The 17,029-nt window shown below is 63.1% G+C and carries 16 protein-coding genes; 7 read left to right on the top strand and 9 right to left on the bottom strand.

The window, feature by feature from the left end; translation table 11 throughout:
- Window positions 1–226: 226 nt before the first annotated feature.
- Window positions 227–757, top strand: coding sequence for a hypothetical protein (locus ABIE58_RS17460; protein WP_354545959.1), 531 nt, complete (start codon window positions 227–229; stop codon window positions 755–757).
- A gap of 351 nt (window positions 758–1,108) precedes the next feature.
- Here the strand turns inward: ABIE58_RS17460 and ABIE58_RS17465 are convergent, their stop codons facing one another.
- The 9 genes from ABIE58_RS17465 to ABIE58_RS17505 all read right to left on the bottom strand — a co-directional run bounded on the left by ABIE58_RS17465 (window position 1,109) and on the right by ABIE58_RS17505 (window position 9,161).
- Window positions 1,109–4,366: a hypothetical protein gene (locus ABIE58_RS17465; RefSeq protein WP_354545960.1), complete on the bottom strand. Its 3,258-nt coding sequence runs from the start codon at window positions 4,364–4,366 to the stop codon at window positions 1,109–1,111.
- A gap of 175 nt (window positions 4,367–4,541) precedes the next feature.
- On the bottom strand, window positions 4,542–4,763 hold the full coding sequence (locus ABIE58_RS17470) for a hypothetical protein (protein ID WP_354545961.1): 222 nt from the start codon (window positions 4,761–4,763) through the stop codon (window positions 4,542–4,544).
- Between the two features lie 276 nt (window positions 4,764–5,039).
- On the bottom strand, window positions 5,040–5,336 hold the full coding sequence (locus tag ABIE58_RS17475) for a hypothetical protein (protein WP_354545962.1): 297 nt from the start codon (window positions 5,334–5,336) through the stop codon (window positions 5,040–5,042).
- A gap of 127 nt (window positions 5,337–5,463) precedes the next feature.
- A complete protein-coding gene (locus ABIE58_RS17480; protein WP_354545963.1) occupies window positions 5,464–5,664 on the bottom strand; it encodes a hypothetical protein in 201 nt (66 codons plus the stop codon).
- Window positions 5,654–5,920: a hypothetical protein gene (locus ABIE58_RS17485; RefSeq protein WP_354545964.1), complete on the bottom strand. Its 267-nt coding sequence runs from the start codon at window positions 5,918–5,920 to the stop codon at window positions 5,654–5,656. Before ABIE58_RS17485 ends, ABIE58_RS17480 begins: the two co-directional genes overlap by 11 nt.
- Complete coding sequence (locus ABIE58_RS17490) at window positions 5,913–6,164, bottom strand: hypothetical protein (protein WP_354545965.1); 252 nt, start codon at window positions 6,162–6,164, stop codon at window positions 5,913–5,915. The genes ABIE58_RS17485 and ABIE58_RS17490 overlap by 8 nt, the downstream gene beginning before the upstream one ends.
- The gene (locus tag ABIE58_RS17495; RefSeq protein ID WP_354545966.1) at window positions 6,161–6,658 is read right to left on the bottom strand and encodes a hypothetical protein; all 498 of its coding nucleotides are present in this window, start codon (window positions 6,656–6,658) and stop codon (window positions 6,161–6,163) included. Before ABIE58_RS17495 ends, ABIE58_RS17490 begins: the two co-directional genes overlap by 4 nt.
- On the bottom strand, window positions 6,655–7,182 hold the full coding sequence (locus tag ABIE58_RS17500) for a hypothetical protein (protein ID WP_354545967.1): 528 nt from the start codon (window positions 7,180–7,182) through the stop codon (window positions 6,655–6,657). Before ABIE58_RS17500 ends, ABIE58_RS17495 begins: the two co-directional genes overlap by 4 nt.
- A 512-nt stretch (window positions 7,183–7,694) precedes the next feature.
- Complete coding sequence (locus ABIE58_RS17505) at window positions 7,695–9,161, bottom strand: DUF6538 domain-containing protein (protein ID WP_354545968.1); 1,467 nt, start codon at window positions 9,159–9,161, stop codon at window positions 7,695–7,697.
- Window positions 9,162–9,625: 464 nt separating this feature from the next.
- Here ABIE58_RS17505 and ABIE58_RS17510 point away from each other — a divergent pair, with 464 nt between their 5' ends.
- From ABIE58_RS17510 to ABIE58_RS17535, 6 genes are all read left to right on the top strand, one after another.
- Window positions 9,626–11,164 (top strand): trimethylamine methyltransferase family protein, encoded by a 1,539-nt coding sequence (locus ABIE58_RS17510; protein WP_354545969.1) that lies wholly within the window; start codon window positions 9,626–9,628, stop codon window positions 11,162–11,164.
- 92 nt (window positions 11,165–11,256) lie between these two features.
- Window positions 11,257–12,708 carry a glucose-6-phosphate dehydrogenase gene (gene zwf / locus ABIE58_RS17515; RefSeq protein WP_354545970.1) on the top strand — a complete coding sequence of 484 codons (1,452 nt, stop codon included), beginning with the start codon at window positions 11,257–11,259 and terminating at the stop codon, window positions 12,706–12,708.
- A complete protein-coding gene (locus tag ABIE58_RS17520) occupies window positions 12,705–13,382 on the top strand; it encodes a 6-phosphogluconolactonase (RefSeq protein ID WP_354545971.1) in 678 nt (225 codons plus the stop codon). Before zwf ends, ABIE58_RS17520 begins: the two co-directional genes overlap by 4 nt.
- Before the next feature lie 5 nt (window positions 13,383–13,387).
- Entirely contained in the window at window positions 13,388–14,977 is a 1,590-nt protein-coding gene (gene pgi / locus ABIE58_RS17525; protein ID WP_354545972.1) for a glucose-6-phosphate isomerase, read from the top strand.
- A 154-nt stretch (window positions 14,978–15,131) separates the two neighbouring features.
- Window positions 15,132–15,452 carry an H-NS histone family protein gene (locus tag ABIE58_RS17530; RefSeq protein WP_354545973.1) on the top strand — a complete coding sequence of 107 codons (321 nt, stop codon included), beginning with the start codon at window positions 15,132–15,134 and terminating at the stop codon, window positions 15,450–15,452.
- A 78-nt stretch (window positions 15,453–15,530) separates the two neighbouring features.
- Complete coding sequence (locus ABIE58_RS17535; RefSeq protein WP_354545974.1) at window positions 15,531–17,009, top strand: ABC transporter substrate-binding protein; 1,479 nt, start codon at window positions 15,531–15,533, stop codon at window positions 17,007–17,009.
- Window positions 17,010–17,029 lie beyond the last annotated feature (20 nt).

A 17,029-nucleotide genomic window follows, 5' to 3' on the forward strand; every position in this document is an offset into this window, starting at 1 on the left:
CAGGCGTATGCATTTTTCTCTTCGTCATTATGGATCGTCTCTCTCGTCATGCGATCCACCTTAACAACTGGTCCAAATTTCCGCGACCACCTCTAGGTCCTTGCTGAGACTCAGCAAATGACCTATGATTTCGTGCGTTCGACCGGGAGAGAAAGCCTTGACGAGATCGTGGGATTGGTCCGGGACTTCCACGACAGAACAGGCGGCAATGTAGATGCAACAGTCAATGGGAATGAATAAGCCGGGTCTGTTCTGGACCGTCGTCCGGTTCGTAGTGGCGATCCGGCATATTATTCTCATTGTGTCACTCGGTGCTACCGTTCTCTACCTTCTCGCCTCTGAAACCCTTGAGCAGCGGCGCTATATGCTTGAACAGTTTGATAAATCTCAAGCTGCACTTGCCAAACTGGAAGCAGAATTCGGGAGAGCGGGAAGCGCTGTGTTTGCTGGCCCCAGCAAGACGGGCCGCTCAATGACCGAAAGCGAGGCGAAAGCGTTGCAAGACGCAGCGCGTAGCCTTCGCGCAGGCCTGCTGTCTGCGCCAGCGCCGAATGGCGATATAGAGCAGACAAGGCAAAGATACGCGGGGGCGTTGTCGGACTTGCTAGGCAAACTCAATTTGTTTGAGACGGGCGAAGACGGCACCATCGCAGTGCTCACCGCGCTTGAGGCGGTAGAACTACCTGCGGCGCAATATCATGTTGTGGCAGAGCAGTATCAAACGAGTGCGTGGACTTCGTTCTGGGCGGCATTCTGACTCGCCGGGAGTTGCGCGGGAGTTGCGGGAGTTGGCATTTCAACTCCCGCGCCTATTTTTACCATATTTTACAGGGCGTTACGACCAAAGCGCGGGAGTGCGGGAGTTGCGGGAGTGTTCTGAGGATAGATGAGAAAAATATATTTTCAGGAACCCAAAAGAGGGGTCAAAAATATTATTTTCTATAGAGGGCTGAGGGGAGCGAATAACCCCCGCACCCCCCGCACCCCCGCGAGTGTTTCGCAAGCCCCTGATAAAAAAGGAAAAATCCCGCCGGGGGTTGCGGGGGTTTGGCGGGGGTTGCGGGGGTTACCCCCGCGCTATACCGGATTCAGGACGCCAGAGCGTCGGTCAGGACGCCAGAGCGTCGGTCAGGTCCAGCCTGTAACACTTGGCGTTCGCGCGGGTGTCGTGCTCCTGCACAAACCGCGCCTCGTACGCCTTGCCGTCAATTTCGACGCGGTAGGTGCGCTTCGCCGCCTTCCCAAACCGAATTCCGGCCTTGGTCTTGTTGTGGTACTCTACCTCGACGCTGTCGCCCGAATAGACTTCCCGATAGCCCCACTGGTCCAGCCGGGGCGTTTCGTCCATCGCGTGCAGAATGTCGAACAACCCAAACTTACCGGCGGCGGTTTCCTTGTCGGTCTTCGATCCGATGTAGAGGCGCGCGCCGTCGACTCCATACATCCTTTCTGCAATGGCCTGCACCACCGACGCCAGTTCATCATCGCGCCCGTCTGACAGGCCGGTCAGTTCGGACTGGTTCCCCATGAAGCCGCCCACGCCAGCCGCCTTGAGAATGCCGCCCATGACGCCTGCCCAGTTCTCGAAACTGGCCAGCGTATCGTCGCTGCGCTTCATCCCACGCGATACCCAGTGCTGGATGATGGTCAGGCAGGCGTGCACCAGCGCGGCGCGGTTTTCGCCCGTCCACGCCCGGACGTCCTTATGTCGCCAGCCGCCTTCCGGGACGTACTTCGCCGGGTCCGAGGTCTTCCGGTCAAGATCAATGAGAATGCCCCGGCGCAAAAGCTCTGAACTCATGGTCAGCGTGTTCGCCGCGAAAACCCACGATGACATGATCTGCACCAGAGCCGTCTGCGTCTTTCCAAGGATACGTGCCTTGTAACCCGTCACGGGGGCGGTCATGGCGGATGCCAGTTCCGCCGAGTCCATCTCGTGATTAATGTTATCAAAGAAGATGGTCTGTTCGCCGTCCAGAAGCGCCGCTGAAAGCGTCTTTCCAAGTTCGTCGCTCTTGGCAGGCATGGCCAACGCGGGCGCGGGCATACCGCCGCCGATGGTCGTGCAGACGTCCACCAGAAAACCGGCCCCGGTCCCCGGTGCGGGCTTGTTCACGATATGACCCGGCGTCGGGCCGTGGATCATGTTCCGGGCAAAAGGCAGAAGAATAAACGCCATCGTATTGGCCACGGCAGGGACGCCTGACGGCGTAAAAACCTGTTCCATGATATCCTGTCGCGTCAGACCGCCCAGCGGAAAGTCGGCAAGGCATTCCTCCACAATGAAGCGTGCGGCCTCCTGAGCCTGTTCTGCACTGGGTGCACCGCTGACGCGGTCCAGCACCATTTCGCTGTCCAGATACATCTGCGACCCGGCGTGATACCCGGTGTCCGTCACAAGCGCCCCATCCGCCGCGAAAAAGGGCGTGTCCACGGCCCCACGCAAGGGCAGGCAGAAGTCAGACAGGTCCGAAGAAAACAGATCATCTACCACGTCATAGGGTGGGTAGACGTGCTGCAACTCGCCCTCGCCCTTCGGCTTCTGAAATACGGCCACTTTGCTCAGCGCGTGGCGCTTGCCCGGACGATCAAGAGCTTGGATGCGCCCCCTGCGAACGATGGTCGGTTCTTCCATGTACTCAAACAGGAAGGGCGTCTTTTCGTTCGCAGCCTTGACGGCGTCAGCCGCGTACTGCGTCAACTCCGGCGCGGGCGCGGTCGTCAGGATACCTTCCGGGAACTCGCCTTCCTGTGTGGTCTTCCGGCCCTCTGCATCAAGCTCCTTCCAGATGGGCTTCAGGTCGTGCTTGGTCAGCGCCGTGTTCTTGGCAATAACGTCGTTCACGTTCCCGCGCACGGTCTTGTCCGCACCCTCGCGCCACAGCTTCTTGATGAACTTCCGGATCGTCTCTTCGTCGTGCTCGCGGGTAAGCTGCGCCGCCCGCTGCACCGGGGTCATTTCTGCGTCATCGAGTTCGGCGGGGATGGGGGCCAGCGGGTCAGGCCCGTCGCCCTCGTATTCCAGAAGGAATCCTTGGTCCAGATCGGTCAGCGCGGACTCGTCAAACCACCCCTGCCGAAGGGCTTCTTCAAGGAACTGAAGCTTGTGTCGCCCTTGACAGGAATCGTGGTGACACCACATTGACCAATATTCGGACTGACTATCGGCGCAGTTTACCGCCATGGTGGCGGTGCCGCCCTCGGACGTATGCTCGTGCTCGAACGGGCATTCGACGTGGACATGCCCCTGAGCCTCGCCACCAGCGACCCTGATCTTATCCGGGCACAGCGTCTCCAGAAGGTTCGCCACCATGAAGCGATCCTTGGCGTGCCGGTGCCAGTCATTGAGGCTCATACCTGACGGGGCCATGCACTCGGGCGGGCGATTCCCTTCGGTTTCTCCCCCGGCCTGTGTGAATGCGTTCGAGTCCCGGTTGCCGGTATATGCCGCCTTTCTCATCGGCTTGATGCTATCGAAGGCCAGCGGGTTGCCCATGATGATCGCCGCATACCAGTCTGCGCCCTTGGGGTGGCGCGCAGTGTAGAACAGCCGCGAAGGGTCGGTGCAGGACGTATCAAAATGTACGCCCAGCGTGTTGCGGGCCAGTCCGGTAATCTTGTCTTCCCACAGGTCCAGAGCCGCCTGCTGCGTGTCAGCAAGGTCGATCAGCTTGACCGGTTCTGCCAGCGGGAAGATAAGGCGAAACTTGTCCAGCGGCGGCGTGTCGAGTATGATCTTCACACCTTCGGTGGTCTGTTCCTTCTGAGCCTTGATGGTGCACCCGGCAATGAAGGATTCTTCGTACCGGTGCTTGTCATGGTCGCGCAGAAACACCCTGATTTCTTCGTCGGTTGGGTCGCGGGACAGGTCCAGCTTGCGCAACACGTCATCGCGCCTCAGTTCAAGTCCCGTCTTACCATGGTTAAAGGACGTGTAGACGAAACACAGGAGGCCCAGCCCTTCCACCCTATCCAGCGTATCATCCAGCGACGCCCCGGAGTCGACGTCGAGACCCATGGCGTACATCGTATCCATGGCCTTCGCCTTGCGTGCGCCGCCTATAGACGAACCGAGGACGATGGACGCTCCGGCCTTGTCCTTGCCGACAGGGTGGCGAGAGAAGCCCCAAGCCGGTTCCACCTTAGACCCCGCCTGACCTCCAATCCACGCGCCCCAAGTCAAGGTCAGGGACTGCCAATCGCCGTCCTGCGTATTCCGGCGATCACGCTGCCCGTACATCTGACCCAGAAGGAACGTAGCCTCGCGTTCGAGGAAGTCGCCCAGACCCTCCGGTTCCGTCCCGTGGAAGTATGCATGGTTCAGATCGGGGGTCTCGTCGCCCTGAGCTTCGGTGTTTTCTGCCACTGTTCAGTGTCTCCTATATAGGCGCTGTAACGCCCCGAGGGACGCCAGCGGTTATTGCTGTTTCATCGCTCATTATCCCTTCTGGGCCGTTTGCCGTGATACGCCCGCTGACGCGGGCAAGTACCGTCACCACCAGCCGAAGACGGCCAAGAGACTGGTGGTCATCCTCTGGCAACTAACGGTCGCAAACGTCTACGGGGTCTCTCATGGCGTCCAGCAGACCCCGGTAGTGTTCTTCCACTTCTGCTTCCTCCAAAAAAGACGGGGTGATCAGTTCGGCAACCTTCCCGGCGAGGCGGCGCAGCGTCTCTGCGCGTGCCCGCGTCAGCGGGTACAGGGCGAGGCGACTCATTTCATCGGTAAGGCGGATCAGCCTTACTTCGCGTCCATTATCCATTCATCGTTTCTCCTTCTATTTGATTGATCGTGCCTCCTACCTGCGCCATCTAAGATCACAAATCAATGCATCAACATGCTGATTTTGCTGTCATTTTCCGTGACATTGGTAAGCGAAAATGACACTTCTTGGAAAAAGTCACATCCGCAAAACCGCCGTTTCGCCAAACCTCGGGCGGCGTTGAGAAATTCGACTCCGGGCGGTGTCACGTAAAATGACATTTGGGAAATGTCACATCCGGCGGAGACAAGATGACGTTGCGTCAACTAATTCCACCTATGCGTGATCGTACAGAATATCTTCCAACTCTTCTGCGAAAACCTCGGGGAAGGTGTAGTCGGCGGGGATGCTGGTGCCTCGGCCAACGGCCCACTGCTCCGGCAGTCGCCGGAATCCGGCACGCTTCAGAACGGCACGCGCGAGTCGGGGTCCGAGTGCATCGGCCAACCAATCAAACGAAACGCGCATCCCGCGCCCACCGCCACGGCTGGCAAGGGTGGTCAGCTTGTCCACCAGTTCCTGCACAAGGCCGTCATCAAATGTGGGCAAGCGCCCGTTGGCAAAGTTCTGCATTTCTGTCTCCTGTGGTGATGTTATGGGTAGGCGGCGGCGCGGTGTACTTTCCACGGCAACCTATCCCTGCGGGTGCCGCCGCCTGTTCTGTGGGCCTAGGTCAGGCCGGAAACGCTCGCGGCCTAGGTCAGCCCAGCCCCTCTCGCTCTAGTTGCTCGGCGACGGCGACGGCGATCTGGGGCCACGAGGCTCGAAACTGGTCTTCGCCGCATGCGAGACGGGCCGCGTGCCATAGTTGCACCCTGCGCCAGTAACGTTCGCGGGCGACAAGGTACTTGTGCGCATCGAAGGTGGCGGGGCATTCATGCTGGGCGATGCTACGCTGCATTCCGGCGCTCCCATGCCTCTATCTCCGCCCTCAGTCTGGCCTCTTCGGCGGCATAGTCTTCCTCGGTGAAAGTCTCGGCCCGGATCGCCATGGCGCGCGCCCAGCGGCTCTTGCGCTCATATGACCGCTTCTTAGCGGCGCGGCGCTCGGCGGGCGGCAGGTGCTTGTAATCACCGCTCGTATCTATCGGCGGTGCCCAGCCGTGGCATCCTTCGTCGAGAACGGACGCGGAGTCATCAATCGGCAGATCAGTCATGCCCACCCCCCCGGGCTACGGCCTTGGCCCGTCGTTCGTTTATTTTTCGCTCCTCGGGAGAGAGGTCCCCCACCTTTTCGATCTTGGGAGAGGCAAAGGCGCGCACCACCCACGCGTACTGTGCGGGGGTCAGGACGTCCCCAGATGGGAGGAACCGGTGGCCGTCTTCCGTGGAATGAAAGAGCGCCCAATACGCGCCGCCGTGCTTCGTTTCGATGGTTTCGATGATGCTTTCGACGTTCATACCAGCCCCCACTTTCGGGCCAGACTGAGTCTGGTGGCCCCGTCTTCCACCTCACTAATCATCCGCAGCTTTTCGTCACGGCTGACTGAGTCCGACTCGGGCGGCGGGGTGGCGATTCCAAGCTCTCTAGCCTCACTAAGGCGGCGGGCCGCATGGGCCGTGTGATGGCTGTAGTGCTCTGACTCCCGCCCACGATTCAGATCGGAAAGTGCAGCGGCGCGGGCCTTTTCGTCCCCGGACTCGATGGCACGACGCTGCGCGGCCTTCGAAAGCTGAGGCAGGCCCAGTAGCTCGGCCTGATAGGCGTCGGAATCGAGTTCGGCCCCCATTGCAGCCAAGCGAAGCTCGCGGATATTCAACACGTCATCCGGCTCAAGCTGGACTCCGTGGTGATCTCGGGCGTCGGTCACGGCCCGCTCTACTAAGGCGCTCCACCGTTCGGCGCAGGCGGGGTTGCTGTTGATGATTGAAAGGAAGTGGTCGTGGTCGGTCATGCCGCATGCTCCAAATTAAGGTGATATTCATCGAGGGCGGGGGCATTATTGGCGACGGCAAACGAAGGTGCGAGATTGTCCACGTCCGGCGGATTGCCACCCACAAGAATCCACCGGGTGACGTCCGGGTGCAGGACAAAGAGGGCCTTCAGCGGCTCAAGATTCCGGACAATCGTGGGTGTGCATATGCGACTATTCGAGACCGCCACGACGAATCCATTCATTGCGGCGCGCGCGCGGTCCCGCATGCCGCCCTCGCACCAGTCGACGAAGGACTCGGCAATAGGCAGGGCGCGGGCCTCCACATAGGGATCGCCCCGGCACAGATCGCGGGCGTGCTGGACCAGTTCGGGGACTGCATCGGCTTCCTTGGCCTTGAGGGTCATGACGGCGGCGGCGAGGGGAAAATGCTTCCGCCCGCGCCCCCGCGTGGGGATACGGAAAGGGACGTCCGAGAGACGCCGCCCCGCCGTGGCGGTGCTTACGCCGGTCGCGGCGCAGTAGTCTTCGATCTTGATATACAAGGTGCTCTTCCTCATTTTATGGGAGATTTTGTTGCCCGAAAATTTGGGCTTGACATTTCTCTACCATAGATTCTAAGATCTGTCACGAATCGGCGCAAAAACGGGTCACGGGATGTAAATGGGCGGCTGGCCAGCCCGCTGACGCGGGCCAAGGTTGGGAAGCCTCACCACCTGACAAGGCGCGCCCGCTGGGGTACGTACTCAGGCCAACACTTGAAGAGTGGTGCTTGTGATGAAGTTCGAAAGCGCGCCCAGCCTTGCAGATCGGTACGACTGGATTCAGGTCGCCGTGCTCATCGGCATATTTGCCTTTCTGGTATGGGGTCTCTTTCGCCTTCGGCGGAGAAAGGCGCGGCTTCCTTGCCGTTGGAAGCGCGACACGTCGAACCCACGGAGCGGCTTCACCAGATGGCGCTGTAAGACGTGTGGCGTGGATGCGCTGACCGGTGACCGAAAGCCACCCAAAGAGTGCAAGCGAGGTCTAAAGACCGCGCTTTGATTGTGCTGGTGACTCACCAATACTCGATAGCGTCCAGAGCCTTTTTCATGGCTGCGCGCCCGTGGGTGGTTTCTCCGAACGGCGTCTTATAGTGTCGCAGCTTGCCTTGCCCGATCACGTGCCCGATGATGCCCCTGATTATGTCGTCTGACATACCGTCTTGTCGCTGCAAGCGGTCCACCAGAGTATCTTTGAGGCTGTACAGGACGTGCCTGTCATTCTTGAGACCGGCAGCGCGGATCACCTTTGTGAAGTTGTCGGACATGGTCACGGCTATCGTCTTGGATTCCCGCTCACGCTCAAAACCGCCATTGGCGAGGAAGTCTGGCAGGTCCGATATGTGCTTGGATATGGGCAGTTTGCGCGGGGTGGTTTTCGTGCGCCGGATTGTCAGGATTCCGTTTTCGACGTCCCCCGCCTTCAACCGGAATACTTCGGCGGGGCGCATGCCGGTGTAGAGCATCACGCGAGCTGCCATGAGGAATGCCTTGCGGCGGCGCGGTAGGATTCGGCTCTTGCTGTCCGGCCCCCAAGCGTCGTTTACCGCCCACCAGACTAGCTTCATTTCATCATCATTGAAGGCCTGCCACCGGGATTCTTCCACCGTAGTATCCCGCTTGGATAAGCGCACTCGCGGGAACTGCAGTTCCGCCAGTTCGTCGTATTCATCCGCCGCCCACCGCCACAGGGCCTTGAGCGGGGCGAAGTGCTTTTCAACGGTCTGGACGCTCACACCGGGGTCGCTTTCCAGCGCGTCGCGATGGCGGCGCAGTTGGTCACGATCATAGAAAGTAAGGGGGTGGTCCCCTTGGTCGCGCACGAGTCGCTTGACCATATGTCGATAGGACCGGGCCGTGTTCGGGCGGAGTGCTTGTACCTTGATGTATTGTTCCATCAGGGCGGAAATCCGCATCTCCGGCTTTCCCTGATCGGGCAGGGGCACCAGTTGCTCTAATCGCTGCGCAAGCATCGCGCGGTAAGCATCTTGCTGCATGCGCTCGACGGGGCCGGATGGTGGTGGAAGCTGAACCGTCTGCCCGCCTGATCGGCTATCGTCGCCGAAGGCAAGCGCTTGCATCATGACAAGCTGCGCATATTCTTTGGGATCATCGTGGGCGCTGTGCATTGCATCGGGGATACGTCGCCACAACGCGCCTAGGGTCTCTTCGACCGTGCCTTTCTCGCCCTCGATTGCTTCTGGTGCGCCCCTGCGTTCTAGTTCTGTAATGCGTGCGGTTGTCCGGGCCGTGGCAAGTCTCACTTTCTCTTGCCCCGCTGACGCGGGGTCGCGCAGTCGGGCAATGATACCATCATGTTCCCGGCGCAGCTCTGCAGCGCGTTGTACCGCCGCGTCATAGTTCCGGCCTAGTGAAAGGTTCCACAGACGTTTCCTGAGGGCCTTCTGACAATCATCTGGAACGCGCCGATTGTAGCGGTACAGACCGTCCCTCGCGCGCGTCACATACTTCACTTTTTCCATTGCGCCTGCCTCTCAAAACTACCCGGATAGGGGTGCCTAGTTGGGGCGAATGTATAGCAGGCTCGGTCAAAATGTATAGCAGAAAACGCCCCTTACTAGATTGAAAAATATGAAATACCAGTAAATAAAGGCTCATTAGCCCATAGTGGGAAGTCCGAGTCTCTCATCACCCACCATTCGATCCAACGGCCCGGATCACTGACGGCGTTCACCAAGCGTCCGCCCCCTGCTCCGCCCCCCAATCGCCCATTTGCGACACCGGTCGCAAACGCGACAGACAGGCCGTGGCGATTCGCGCTGTCATCGGCGCGGGAGGAACGCATCATGGCTCCACGCAGCAAGATCGCGCTCGTGTGCCGCACCATCGGGGCGGCGCGTGGCCTTGCTGCGCGCGGCAGGCCGGGCTGCGGCCCTGACCGCCGCACCTGACCCCCACACCCCTTCGCCAAGGATACCCTCGCCCGATGACAGCCCCAGCCCCGCGCCGCTCCGGCGGTCGCGCGGCGCGCCGTGATGCGCGCGCCGCGCCCCTGGCCGAGGCCCTGCGCCCGGTCCGCCCCGGCCTCGATGGCGGGCTCTACTGCCCTCTGTCCGAGGCACAGATGCAGCGCATCCATGCCGCCGCGCTCGACGCGCTCGAACAGATCGGGCTGGCCGACGCGCCGCAATCGGGCATCGACCATATGACCCGCGCCGGGGCCATTCACGGGCGGGACGGGCGGCTGCGCTTTCCCCGCGCGCTGATCGAGGACACGCTCGCTCGCGCGCGCCCCGACCTCACCCTGCATGGCCGCGACCCGCGCCACGACATGCAGCTTTCGGGCACCCGCGTGCATTACGGAACGGCGGGGGCGGCAGTGCATCTGGTGGATGTGGCGACGCAGGCGTATCGCGAAAGCACCGTGCAGGATCTGCACGACGCCGCGCGCATCGCCGATACGCTCGACAATATCCATTTCGTGCAGCGCCCGATGGTCTGCCGCGACATTCAAGACAACCGCGAGATGGACCTCAACACGCTTTACGCCTGCTGCGCGGGCACCACCAAACATGTCGGCGTGTCCTTTACCGAGCCGGATTTCGCGCGCGATGCATTTGAGATGCTGCACCTCATCGCGGGTGGCGAGGCGGCGTGGCGCGCGCGGCCTTTCGTGAGCAATTCCAACTGTTTCGTCGTGCCGCCGATGAAATTCGCCACCGAATCCTGCCTGGTGATGGAGGAATGTATCCGCGGCGGGATGCCGGTGCTGCTTTTATCGGCGGGTCAGGCCGGGGCGACCGCGCCCGCCCCCATCGCCGGGGCCATCGTGCAGGCCATGGCCGAATGCCTTGCCGGGCTTGTCTATGTCGATGCCATGTGCCCCGGCCATCCGGTGATCTTCGGCACATGGCCCTTTGTCAGCGATCTGCGCACCGGTGCGATGTCGGGGGGATCGGGGGAACAGGCGCTGCTCTCCGCAGGCTGCGCGCAGATGCATAGGTTTTACGGTGTGCCCGGCGGGGCGGTGGGCGGCATCGCCGATTCCAAGCTGCCCGACATGCAGGCCGGGTGGGAGCAGGCCACCTCCAACGTGCTGGCGGGGCTGGCGGGGCTCAACATGGTGTATGAGGCGGCGGGGATGCACGCCTCGCTTCTTGGGTTCTGCCACGAATCGCTCATCCTCGGGGATGACCTGATCGGGCAGGCGCTCAGATGCGTGCGCGGCATCGAGGTGGACGAGGACACGCTCAGCCTCGAGGTGATCCGCGCGGCCTGTATCGGCGGGCCGGGGCATTACCTTGGCGCGGGGCAGACGCTGGCGCGGATGCAGACCGATTACCTTTATCCCGCCTGCGCCAACCGCGCCTCGCCCAAGGAATGGGTCGAACAGGGCCAGCCCGATCTTGTCGCCACCGCGACGGCCCGCAAGGAGCGCATCCTCGCCACCCGCGCGCCCGCGCGGTTTGATGCCGCGACCGATCGGGCGATCCGCGAGAGGTTCCGCATCCACCTCGGCCCGTAAGCGGGCCTGAAAGGCGCGCCGCCGCCCGCGCGCCATTGTGCCCGCGCGCAACCATGCTACGCTCGCCCCCGAACAGGAAGGGGAGTCGGCGCATGGCGTCTCGGGTGATCCCGGTCGAGCCGTTCGACCTGGTGATTTTCGGCGGAACGGGCGATCTCGCGCGGCGCAAGATCCTGCCCGCGCTCTACCGCCGCTTTGTCGCCGGTCAGTTCGGTGCCGATACCCGCCTCATAGGTGCCGCCCGCACCGCGATGGATAGCGCCGCGTGGCGTGACCTCATAGCCGAGGCGCTGGACGAATTCACCACCGGCGCAGGCGACGGGGCCACCCGCGAGGCCTTTCTCGCGATGCTGTCCTATGTCACGCTCGACGCGCGCGGCGAGGAGGGATGGACGGCGCTTTCCGGGCAGATGCGCGACGACCGGATCCGCGCCTTCTACTTCTCGGTTGCCCCGGCGCTCTTTGGCGATCTTGCCGAACGGCTGCACCTTCATGGCCTGATCGACGAGACCGCGCGCATCGTGGTGGAAAAACCCTTTGGCCACGATCTCGACAGCGCGCGCGCGCTCAACCGCACCCTCGCGCAGCATTTCTGCGAACATCAGATCTACCGGATCGACCATTACCTCGGCAAGGAGACGGTGCAGAACCTGATGGCGATCCGCTTTGGCAATGTCCTGTTCGAGCCGCTGTGGAACAGCCAATATGTCGATCACATCCAGATCACCGTGGCCGAAACCGTCGGCATCGGCGGGCGGGCCGAGTATTACAACCACGCGGGCGCGATGCGCGACATGGTGCAGAACCACCTGATGCAGCTTTTGTGCCTGATCGCGATGGAGCCGCCAGCCCGCTTTGCCCCCGACCCGGTGCGCGACGAGAAACTCAAGGTGATCCGCGCGCTCGATCCGGTCGCGCCGGGGGATGTGGTGCGCGGCCAATATGGCGGCGACGGCACCCAGCCCGATTTCCGCACCCAGGCAGGCCACGGCGACAGCACGACCGAAAGCTTCATCGCGCTCAAGGCGCAGATATCCAACTGGCGCTGGGCGGGCACGCCGTTCTATTTGCGCACCGGCAAGCGGTTGCGCGCGCGCACCTCAGAGATCGCGGTGGTGTTCAAGGATGCGCCGCATTCGATCTTCGGGGCCGAGGCGGGGCGGCACCGCAACATCCTCACGATCCGGCTGCAACCCAATGAGGGGATAGAGCTTGGCGTGACCATCAAGGAGCCGGGACCGGGGGGGATGCGCCTGATCGACGTGCCGCTCGACATGACCTTCGCCGAGGCGCTGGGGCCGGAAGAGGCCGATTTCCCCGACGCCTACGAGCGGCTCATCATGGATGTGATCCGTGGCAACCAGACGCTCTTCATGCGCGGCGACGAGGTCGAGGCCGCCTGGGCCTGGACCGATCCGATCATCGCCGTCTGGCAGGCGGAGCAAGAGCCGCCCCTGCCCTACGATACCGGCTCTGCCGGGCCCGAAGAGGCGTTGATGCTCATGCACCGCGACGGGCGGCGCTGGCGGGAGATCAAACCATGACGCTGTGTGATTATGCCGATGACGAGATGATGGCGCTCGATCTGGCCAACCTGCTGGCGGGCGAGTTGCGCACCGCGCTTTCCCACAAGGATCGCGTGCTTTTCGTGGTGCCCGGCGGCACCACGCCGGGGCCGATATTCGATGCGATCTGCGATATCGATCTGGATTGGGGGCGCGTCGATATCCTCTTGTCGGACGAGCGCTGGCGCCCCGAGCGGCATATCCGCTCCAACACGCGGCTCATTCGCGCGCGGCTTCTGGTGGGGCGGGCGGCGGCGGCGCGCTACGTGCCGCTTTATGCCAAGGCCGAGACTCCCGAGGCGGTGCTGGCAGAGCTTGAATCCAATATCATCCCCACCCTGCCCATCGACATCTGCCTGCTTGGCATGGGGGCAGACATGCACACCGCCTCGCTCATCCCCGGTGCCGAGGGGCTTGAGGCGGCGCTTGCCGATGACGCGCCGGTGCTCTGCCCCGTCCGCGTGCGCGGCGAGGATGAGCCGCGCGTGACCCTCTCGGCGCGGGTGCTGGCGGGGGCGATCAACACCCATATCGTCATCACCGGCGAGAAAAAGCGCCGCGCGCTGGAGCGCGCACGCCATTTGCGGCCCATCGAGGCCCCGGTGGCGGCGCTTCTCGACGGCGCGACGGTGCATTGGGCACCCAAGGAGTGAGCACCATGTGGACGAGGATAAAGGCGGCGACAGAGGCCGCAAAGACCCGCCGCATCACAGATCTTTTCGCCGCCGACCCGGACCGCGCCGCCAAGTTCTCGGTGCGCGCGGGCGGGATGCTGTTTGATTATTCCAAGACCACGCTCAACGCCGATTCCCGCGCGCTGATCCTGTCCTTGATCGAGGCGCAGGGCCTTGCCGCGCGGCGCGAGGCGATGGTCTCGGGCGGCGCGATCAACGAGACCGAGGGGCGCGCCGTGCTGCACACCGCACTGCGCAGCGGCGATGATACGCCGATCATGGTCGAGGGCCGCGACATCCTGCCCGAGATCCGCGCCACCCGCGCACGCATGGCCGAATTCGCCCAAAACATCCGCGCGGGCGACTGGGCCGACGTGGTCAATATCGGCATCGGCGGCTCGCATCTCGGCCCCGAAATGGCCACAAGCGCGCTGGCACCTTACCATGACGGGCCGCGCTGCCATTTCGTCGCCAATGTGGACGGGGCCGATATCGCCGACACGCTCGGCAATCTCGACCCGGCGCGCACGCTGTTCCTCATCGCCTCCAAGACCTTTACCACCATCGAGACGATGACCAATGCCGCCACCGCCCGCGACTGGCTGCGCGCGCATGGCCGCGATCCGGGCGCGCAGATGGCCGCCATTTCCTCGGCCACGGCGCGCACCGCGCAATGGGGCATCGCGCCCGAGCGCGTCTTTGGCTTTGGCGATTACATCGGTGGGCGCTATTCGGTCTGGGGGCCCATCGGCCTTGCGCTGATGATCGCCATCGGCCCCGACCGGTTCAAGGCCTTCCTCGACGGGGCCGCAGAGATGGACGCGCATTTCTGCACCGCCCCGCCGCAGGACAACATGCCGGTGATGCTGGCGCTGACCGGGCTCTGGCACCACCAGGGCTGCGGCCATGCCACCCGCGCGGTGCTGCCCTATGATCAGCGCCTTGCGCTCTTGCCCGCCTATCTCCAGCAACTCGAAATGGAATCGAACGGCAAGGGCGTGACCATGTCCGGCGCCCCCGCCCCTACCGTCACCGGGCCGGTGGTCTGGGGCGCGCCCGGCACCAACGGGCAGCACGCTTTCTACCAGCTTCTCCACCAGGGCACGCAGGTGGTGCCCTGCGAGTTCATGGTGGCGGCAGAGGGCCATGAGCCCGATCTTGCCCATCACCATCGGCTGCTCGTCGCCAATTGCCTCGCACAATCCGAGGCGCTGATGCGCGGACGCACGCAGGCTGCGGCTCGCGACATGCTGCAAAAGGCAGGGTATACCGGGGCCGATCTCGACCGGCAGGCCGCGCATCGCGCCTTTCCCGGCAACCGCCCCTCCACCACGCTGATCTATGACCGACTCACGCCGCGCCGCCTTGGCCAGATCCTCGCGCTATACGAGCACCGGGTGTTTGTCGAAGGCGTGGCGCTGGGGATCAATTCCTTCGATCAATGGGGGGTGGAATTGGGCAAGGTGCTCGCCACCGAAATGGCCGGGCTTCTCGATGGGGCGGACGCTGCGGCAAAGGACGGCTCTACCCGCGCGCTCATCGCCTTTCTGCGCGCGCACCCCTTGGGTATTTGATCCAGGAAGAAACAGGCCGCAGGTTTCCCCGGATTTCTTCTTGAAAAAAATACCCATTCCCGCCATTTCCAGTCCGGGCGCGCGTTGATTTGGAATTGCGATTTCAAAAAAGCCAATCTATGGTGCAGGCTGCATTCATAAACAGAGGCACCGAATGACAAATACCGATCTCAACGCGCTTTCCCTCAAGGAGCTGCGCCAATTGCAAAAGGACGTGGCCCGCGCCATCGAAGGTTTCGAGGAACGCCAAAAGGCCGAGGCGCGCGCCCGGCTCGAGGCGATGGCCCGTGACCTGGGCTATTCGCTGGCCGAACTCGCGCCTTCGTCCAAAGCCGGGGCCAAGGTGCCGAAATACTGCCACCCCGACGATCCGCGCCTGACCTGGACGGGGCGCGGGCGCAAACCGGGCTGGTTCATCGAGGCGGTCGCCGCCGGGCACGAGCCCGACGACATGCTGATCGCCAAGCGCGGCTGAGCCCCGCGCGCCGAAACGTGATCGGGGGGCGGCGTGAAACATTTGCCTTCGTGGCCACACCGGGCCAAGACTATGGGCATGATACGTCCGCTCCTCATCGCGCTTGCGCTGCTCGGGTCGGGGTCGGCCGGGGCCGAGCCCCACGGCACCTTTCGCCACGCCCATAACGTGGGCTTTGGCGCGCAATCGAGCCTCGATCCCGCCTCCAAGGGCCGCGTTCTCCAGATCATCGAGAAAATCCAGAGCCGCCTCGTGCGGCCGGGGCGCGACGGCACCCCCTCGCCCGATCTCGCCACCGACTGGGCCCCCAACCACGATGGCACCGTCTGGACCTTTCATATCCGCGAGGGGGTGCGCTTTCACGATGGCTCGGCGCTTGATGCGGGCGATGTGGTCTATTCCATTGCCCGCGTGATCGACCCCGATTACGGCAGCCCCGCCCGCGCCGCCGTCAAGATGATCGAGAGCGTCGAGGCCACCGGCCCGCTCACCGTGCGCATGGCCCTCACCTCCACCTTCGCCGATTTCCCCCTGCAACTGATGGACCCACGCCTGCGCATCATCCCCGAAGGCTCGGGCGATACGGTGGACCAGACCGGCATCGGCACCGGCCCGTTCCGCGTCGAGACATTCGACCCCGACGGCATCACCGTGCTCACCGCCTATGAGGATTATTACGAAGGCCCCCCCGCGCTCGCCCGGATCGAGGTGATCGGCGTGCCCGACGCGCAGGCGCGGCTTCAGGCGTTCCTCTCGGGGCAGCTCGACATGGAGCGCGGGATCGCCCCGGTGCTGCGCCGCGCGCTCGACAAATCACTGCGCTACCAGCTTCTGGAAATTCCCACCGGCAACTGGATGGGGCTGGTGTTTCGCGCCGACGCGCCGCCCTTCGACGATCCGCGCGTCCGCCGCGCCCTGCGCATGGTGGTGGACCGCGAGGAGATGCTCGCGCTTGCCCTCGATGGCGGTGGCGTGCCGTCCTGTGATACGCCCGTGGCCCCCGATGACCAGTATCGCGTGATGATGACCTGCCCGCCCGACCCGCAAGGCGCGCGCGCGCTGCTCGCCGAGGCCGGGTATCCCGACGGTCTCGACGTAGAGATTTACGTCTCCGCGCTCGACCCAAGCTGGCCGGTGCTGGGCGTCGCGTTCCAGGAACAGGCCGCCGCGGCGGGGATAAGGGTAGAGATCACCAATGCCGCCGCCGATGGCTACTGGTCGAATGTGTGGATGAAAAAGCCCGCCTTTGCCACCTCCTGGGGCGCGCGCCCCGCCGATCAGGTGCTCAACGAGGCGTTCCATTCCGAGGCCAAATGGAACGAGAGCCATTACAGCGACCCCGAATTCGACCGCCTGCTGGAAGCCGCCCGCGCGGAACTCGATTTCAACCGCCGCCGCGCGCTCTATGTCGAGGCGCAGAAACATCTGGCAGAGACCTCCGGCACCCTCATCCCGTTCCACGTCACGCAACTGGTGGTGCTGTCGAACCGCGTGACGCATTTTGACCCGGTGCAGAACGACGCGCTGCGGTGGCATCTGGTGTCGGTGGTGGATTGAGGGGGGGATTAATGGCAGCG

Source organism: Roseovarius sp. MBR-78 (genome assembly GCF_040547535.1).
In the GTDB taxonomy this organism is placed as follows: domain Bacteria; phylum Pseudomonadota; class Alphaproteobacteria; order Rhodobacterales; family Rhodobacteraceae; genus Roseovarius.

Excerpts from the sequence above, each read along its gene's own strand:
- ABIE58_RS17460 (WP_354545959.1), top strand. The coding sequence starts at position 227 with ATGGGAATGAATAAGCCGGGTCTGTTCTGGACCGTCGTCCGGTTCGTA.
- ABIE58_RS17470 (WP_354545961.1), bottom strand. The coding sequence starts at position 4,763 with ATGGATAATGGACGCGAAGTAAGGCTGATCCGCCTTACCGATGAAATG.
- ABIE58_RS17475 (WP_354545962.1), bottom strand. The coding sequence starts at position 5,336 with ATGCAGAACTTTGCCAACGGGCGCTTGCCCACATTTGATGACGGCCTT.
- ABIE58_RS17480 (WP_354545963.1), bottom strand. The coding sequence starts at position 5,664 with ATGCAGCGTAGCATCGCCCAGCATGAATGCCCCGCCACCTTCGATGCG.
- ABIE58_RS17485 (WP_354545964.1), bottom strand. The coding sequence starts at position 5,920 with ATGACTGATCTGCCGATTGATGACTCCGCGTCCGTTCTCGACGAAGGA.
- ABIE58_RS17490 (WP_354545965.1), bottom strand. The coding sequence starts at position 6,164 with ATGAACGTCGAAAGCATCATCGAAACCATCGAAACGAAGCACGGCGGC.
- ABIE58_RS17495 (WP_354545966.1), bottom strand. The coding sequence starts at position 6,658 with ATGACCGACCACGACCACTTCCTTTCAATCATCAACAGCAACCCCGCC.
- ABIE58_RS17505 (WP_354545968.1), bottom strand. The coding sequence starts at position 9,161 with ATGGAAAAAGTGAAGTATGTGACGCGCGCGAGGGACGGTCTGTACCGC.
- ABIE58_RS17510 (WP_354545969.1), top strand. The coding sequence starts at position 9,626 with ATGACAGCCCCAGCCCCGCGCCGCTCCGGCGGTCGCGCGGCGCGCCGT.
- zwf (WP_354545970.1), top strand. The coding sequence starts at position 11,257 with ATGGCGTCTCGGGTGATCCCGGTCGAGCCGTTCGACCTGGTGATTTTC.
- ABIE58_RS17520 (WP_354545971.1), top strand. The coding sequence starts at position 12,705 with ATGACGCTGTGTGATTATGCCGATGACGAGATGATGGCGCTCGATCTG.
- pgi (WP_354545972.1), top strand. The coding sequence starts at position 13,388 with ATGTGGACGAGGATAAAGGCGGCGACAGAGGCCGCAAAGACCCGCCGC.
- ABIE58_RS17530 (WP_354545973.1), top strand. The coding sequence starts at position 15,132 with ATGACAAATACCGATCTCAACGCGCTTTCCCTCAAGGAGCTGCGCCAA.
- ABIE58_RS17535 (WP_354545974.1), top strand. The coding sequence starts at position 15,531 with ATGATACGTCCGCTCCTCATCGCGCTTGCGCTGCTCGGGTCGGGGTCG.